Origin of the sequence: Alloyangia pacifica, assembly GCF_900116195.1 — a bacterium.
GTDB classification, from domain to species: domain Bacteria; phylum Pseudomonadota; class Alphaproteobacteria; order Rhodobacterales; family Rhodobacteraceae; genus Salipiger; species Salipiger pacificus.
In genome coordinates this window covers 1-4,928 of sequence record NZ_FOZW01000033.1, presented here as the reverse complement: position 1 = coordinate 4,928, position 4,928 = coordinate 1, and the positions used below count along the sequence as shown (strand labels likewise).

Genomic DNA, 4,928 nt, shown 5'->3' with positions numbered 1-4,928 from the left:
AAGAGCGTGAGAGACAAAACAAGACCAGTGCGCCCTAACTTCCGGCGCGCCCGCCTGCCCGTCTCTCGAATTTCTTACCGCCTCGTCTGCGCTGGCGTCTCCGCCGCCGCCCCGTCTGGCGTCCCGTTGTGCGCCTCAGCGCCGCCGGTGAAGGGGCTTTTACGGTCAGTGCCGGGGGGCTGCAAGCGGATTTTCCGGGATGTGCGAAGGTTTTTCGAAAAAACTCGCAAACCATCCTATAAACAATGACTTACACCTGCAATTTTCTGCGCATCCCCGCCGCCCCGCGCGCCTTCCCCCGCGTCCGCCAGACGCCCCAAAACCCACATCTTGCGGCACGCACAGGGTTATCAACAAGCCTGTCCACACCCGGCCCCGAGTCAGGACCGAGTCAGCCCTACTTCCCGAAGAGCCACGGCAAGCCGCGCGTCGACGATCAGCGTGTCCTGAGCGGAGATACCTACATCAATCGCATTGGATTGCGCTGAGCGATACGCCCAAGGAACATGGCCCCCCCCACAAGACATGGTTTGATTGCGGCGGCCGCTCTCCGGGGGCGCGCGAGGTCCGGTATGTTGGCCACATGGGCCACAGCCGTGAGGAAAACTCCTATGGAATACCATGCGGGTTTGGATGTTTCGCTGAAAGTGATTTCGATCTGTGTTGTGGATCGTGATGGCACGACGATCACGCGCGGCGCTTGCCCGTGCGATCCCGAGCGTGTGGCAGGCTGGTTTCGAAACCGCTCGCTCGTGCCGCTCCGGATCTTGCATGAGAGTGGGAGCTTGCCGGTTTGGCTGTAGCGCGGAACGACGCGGCTCGGACTTCCGGCCACCTACAACGATGCGCTCAGGAAGAGTCGGTCGCTGCTGATCGCGCTGGACAAGGAGATGGCCTGGCACACACCGAATGAGGAACGCTAAGGACACCCGCCGGTCTATGCGAATGCCACGATCCTGTTCTGCCTGTCGATCAAGGTTCTGTTCAAGCTGCCGCTCAGGCGGACCGCAGGGATGGTCGCGAGCCTCCTGCGCTTGGCCGGGCTGGACTGGCCCCTTCCCGACTACTCGACGCAGTCGAAAGACCCTCAAGGTGCAAAGGTCCAGTACCTGTAGCGCCGTCCCGACGGGCCACTGAACCTTTTGGTGGACAGCACCGGCATCAAGCTCTTCGGCGACGGAGAATGGCGAGACCGCAGGCATGGCGCTCAGGGCCGCCGCCAATGGCCAAGGTGGATCTGCCCATGGACACCGCCACCTCGGACATCCGGGCCGTCGCGTTCTCCCCCGGCCGGGAAGGCGACCGCCCCGCCCTACCGGACCTGTTGGGCCAGGTCCCCGAGGACGAGGACATCGGAACTGTGACCGCGCATGGCGCCTACGACACTCGCCGCTGCCGCGGCACCGTCATCGCACGCGGCGGTAAGGCAATCAAACCGATCCGAAGGAACGGTCGCGCCCGAAAAGAGAACTGCCCGGCTGCCAAGGCGCGCAACGAAACCCTGCGCGCCACGCGTCAATACGGACGGGCATTCGGGACGCGGTGGACCGGATACTACGCCCCAGAGCCGCGTGCAGGCCAAGATGCGAGCCTGAAGGCTTTCGGTGAGCGCATCACGGCGAGGGGTCCCGATCGCCAAACCGGCGAAATCCACATCCGGCTCGCCCTTATCAATCATTTCGACGCGCTCGGCACTGCCGAGATCGTCCGCGTGGCCTGAGCTTGAACGCGAAAGGGCCACCCACGCCCTGGGCCGCCCTCCTGCAACAACGCCCGGCACATCCCACTAGCCCAGCTTACGCCTTAGTCTTTCGATGAGGCCAATATGACCTGCAGGCTTGTCTAGCGCGCAGATGTGCGCGCGGATTTTCTCCAGATGTTCCTTCGGAATTGGCGAGCCTTCTTGCGGGAATAGCGCGCTGGAATCGCACATGGAGTTTCCTAAGCGATCGTTAACAACCATGCGGCTCGGCCGGTAGTCCAGCGTACTCATAAACGCTAAAAAGGGCCAGGTCCACGAGGTGCCGAGGCCAAGTCGGGTCAGAGCGCGCTGCACCTCGGGTGCCTCCGCTTCCAAAGCCGAGAGATTGACTAATTCAGGCGTGCCATCTTCTGTTTGGCCTGAATTAAAATACGCAGACGCCACCGAATAATTTGTGTGCCATTCGCGAATTTGCGACAGATTGGACCCAATGCTGGCACCTAGAGCCGCCGCCAGGACTGTAGCGATGAGCGATGTGCTGACCGCCGTGGATCGAGGCACGGCATTGGGAGGGAGCCAGAACATTAGCGGCAGCGGCGTAATTAGCATCATGACCGCCATCAATGACCGGGCTGATCCGTAGCGCCCGATCAGGAAGTTGAAATTCTGAGCCATGAGAAGAGGGATCAGGACGCCAATAAATGTTGCGGTGAGAAGGTTGGCGCTCATGCGAAGCGGCGACACTCGAAAGACCGCCGTAGCTGCCAGCATCGCGAGACCAAGCGCCCAAAGCGACGGATTTTTGACAATGCGCCTGGGGTCCAGAATGAAGATCGCGTTGCCATTGGCACCGGGGCTCAATCCGGAGAACTTAATCCAAACGAGGGTCCCCAGAAGCGATGCGTGGCAAAGTAGGAGCCCCAGCCGTTCGACCCGCGGCAACGTTGGCAGGCGCAGCGTCAGGGCGGCTATGATCAGCAGGCCAAAGGCCCCAACCTCGTGCGAGAATAGCATCAGAAAAGCGCTCGGCACACTCAAACCGATCAGCACTCTGCGACCGCTTAACAGTAGGAATACCGCCAGCCAGAAGAAACCTATCCCCAACTGCAACTCCGAGGGGAAGCCGAAGCTGAGCCCTGTGCCAAACAGATAGGAGGCCACTGGAAGGATCAGGTACCGCGTATTGTGCCGCCAACCGAGACGCGCGATAAGCACATGCTGCACGCAAATCAGTATATAAAATAAGAATCCGTAAAATTTCGAAATTACCGGCCCAGACAAATCGAAGACGTCGGCGACTAACTGTGTTGGGGCTGCAGTCATAAAATATGCAGTGAGTCGCGCAACAAAATCGCTCCAATGCAGGGCCCATGGCTCGTTGGCAGCGATGATGAAGGAAAAGAAAGCTCCGTCAGCGAAGTTCATGCTTCCGAAATAAAGTGCGGCTATTGCGAGCCCCATTTGATGGGCTATTGTGATTACAAAAATCGCGCGCACGAAGGTGTCAGGCAGTGAAAGAACGCCTGCACTTGCCTTATGTATAATTCCCGTGACATCCCTCACCTCTGCACTCCCCATTGCTGCATTGCAATTACGCTCATCCACACCTTCGGTATCAGCGCGGCAGTTGGAAATTGAGTTGTCGGGCCTTCGATAAGATCTTGGCTTTTGCGGAGATGAAATCCATCACAATCGATAACATTTGCTTCGAGCGCATCACCTTGCGGGTGTTAGTGAAATCTATGGTATGGCACAGCAATTTACGTCAGTGCGCCTGCAGGTCTCTTGAGCGGGTTCAATCTTCGCCGTTCAATTAACAGATAAGGCTGATTAAACAATTAGAAGACCCACCAAGTTACCGGCGAAGCAATCCAGAAATTTGAAACTATCCGCGGCGAAGTTTTCCTTCGAAAATTAGTAGATGTAGCTTCTGCTGCGGCCTGCGATCATTCACAGCAGAACGGACAGCAGCCTGGATACCCGATTCTTGTTAGCGAAAAGGAGCATACAAATCCAATCGATGGACGACCAGCACCTTAATACCTAGCGAAGGGCCTGTCGCCACCCAACGATATCCGGTCAAGATTTGGGACAAAATCGTTATATAACTCCGAGACCATTCACTGGGATTATTTAGGTGCGCGTACGCACTGATGATTTCAGAAATATTCACTTATATAAAGAATAGGATAAGATATTATCGGCTAAAGCGTTAGTAGATTTGGTAAGCTCCGAGGCTCATCACCGCCGTCGGTTAAAAAAACGGCAAATTTCCTACTTCGCCTCGCTTCTCGTCCAAATTTTGGTCTCGGTTGGATCGACGCGGCCCAGGGTGCAGAACCTCGTGATAAGGGCTGCCCTAGCTGTGGTTTCTCACAAGGTTGTTCAGCACCGCGAGCGGAGGCAGTCCATTGAGGGGTGGATGTGGCCTTGAGCGGTTGAACCAGTCAAGCCAGCGCGGCAGGTCGGCGTTGCGCACCTTTGAGAATGGGTGTGCAAGACCGTAGCCCCATTCGCGAAGAAGGGTCTGGATGACCGCTCGGCCTTGCCGTTTTTCTATGGGGTGTAGGGCCGCGTGTAGATGCGGCGGATGAAGAGCCGGCGCAGCGCCTTGCGGAACCGCCGCGAGCGGTAGGCGCTGGCGTTGCCGGTCATCACGCGTTCGACTGAGCTGACCCCAGCGAGTGGTCCGGGTTAAATGCTTATGCATGGTCGGCCTTCGCTCAACTGGAATGAAGACCTCGGGCGCCGGCGCCCGATATCCGAGGGCACTAAGCGGCCGGTCCATGTTGTGGTGTTTTCGCCCTCTTTCGATGAGGATTTGCGCCGCCCTCAACGAGCAGAAGACTGAATGGCCCCGAGTTTCTTAGACGCCCTCATGTCTCAGTTTCTGCTGCTGCTCGAAGTCGTCGGGCGACAGCATTCCGTTGCGCGCGTGCTTGCGCTTTGGATTGTAGAACATCTCGATGTAGTCAAACACGTCCCGCCGCGCTTCTTGGCGGGTCCGGTAGGTGCGGCGCCTGATCCTCTCGCGCTTGAGGAGGTTGAAGAAGCTCTCGGGCGAGACCTTGTCCGCCATTGGTCCGAGGACAATGGTCGAGCGCGTTGTCGTGGCAACTGCCGCGTCGGCTCATGGAATGCTCGAGGTCGTGGGCTTTCAGGAGTGAGCGGGTGAGCGCCACAGGTCCGAGCGACCCCGCGAACGCCCAGTCCATGCTTGTGAACT

At 58.2% G+C, this 4,928-nt stretch carries 1 protein-coding gene and 4 pseudogenes; 2 read left to right on the top strand and 3 right to left on the bottom strand.

The window, feature by feature from the left end; translation table 11 throughout:
- Nucleotides 1-359 precede the first annotated feature (359 nt).
- Together BM397_RS30120 and BM397_RS28750 are read left to right on the top strand one after the other, a co-directional pair.
- Nucleotides 360-541 (top strand): annotated as a pseudogene (locus tag BM397_RS30120) (hypothetical protein); the annotation flags it as partial.
- 289 nt (nucleotides 542-830) lie between these two features.
- A pseudogene (locus tag BM397_RS28750) lies at nucleotides 831-1,720 on the top strand (IS5 family transposase); the annotation flags it as partial.
- A gap of 66 nt (nucleotides 1,721-1,786) precedes the next feature.
- Here the strand turns inward: BM397_RS28750 and BM397_RS28745 are convergent.
- The 3 genes and pseudogenes from BM397_RS28745 to BM397_RS28740 form a co-directional block, all read right to left on the bottom strand.
- Nucleotides 1,787-3,265, bottom strand: coding sequence for a hypothetical protein (locus BM397_RS28745; RefSeq protein ID WP_143187090.1), 1,479 nt, complete (start codon nucleotides 3,263-3,265; stop codon nucleotides 1,787-1,789).
- 1,141 nt (nucleotides 3,266-4,406) lie between these two features.
- Nucleotides 4,407-4,550: pseudogene (locus BM397_RS29895) on the bottom strand (integrase core domain-containing protein); the annotation flags it as partial.
- 18 nt (nucleotides 4,551-4,568) lie between these two features.
- A pseudogene (locus BM397_RS28740) lies at nucleotides 4,569-4,928 on the bottom strand (IS3 family transposase); the annotation flags it as partial.